The organism is Faecalibacterium sp. DFI.5.82 (genome assembly GCF_029076575.1).
GTDB lineage: Bacteria > Bacillota > Clostridia > Oscillospirales > Ruminococcaceae > Faecalibacterium > Faecalibacterium duncaniae.
In genome coordinates, this window is the sequence record NZ_JARFIS010000155.1 from 1 (window position 1) to 361 (window position 361).

1 protein-coding gene is annotated in these 361 nt (G+C 60.9%); it reads left to right on the plus strand.

Annotation, left to right across the window (positions count from 1 at the left end):
• The coding region (locus P0G09_RS16025; RefSeq protein ID WP_275253154.1) for a 3-oxoacyl-[acyl-carrier-protein] synthase III C-terminal domain-containing protein at nucleotides 1–210 on the plus strand (210 nt) is incomplete at its 5' end.
• Nucleotides 211–361 lie beyond the last annotated feature (151 nt).

The window sequence follows — 361 nt, forward strand, 5'->3', positions numbered from 1 at the left end:
ATCGACCACTGCATCAAGGCCCTGCAGGCCGAACCGGCAAAATTTTATAAGAACATGGATCGCCACGGCAACACCAGCGCCGCCAGCATTCCGGTCGCCCTCAACGAGCTGGCCGAGAGCGGGCAGCTGACCCCGGGCAGACCGCTGGCCTGCATCGGCTTTGGCGGCGGCCTGACCTGGGGCGGCGCGATTTTTCACTACAAAGAGTAAAAATCATGTTCGGCAAACGGGCTCGCCCTCTCAGTCACCTTCGGTGACAGCTCCCCCAAAGTGGGAGCCTTTGGCAAAACCGACAAGTTTACCGTACTGCCAAGGGCTCTCCCCGTGGGAGAGCTGTCGAGCAGAGCGAGACTGAGAGGGC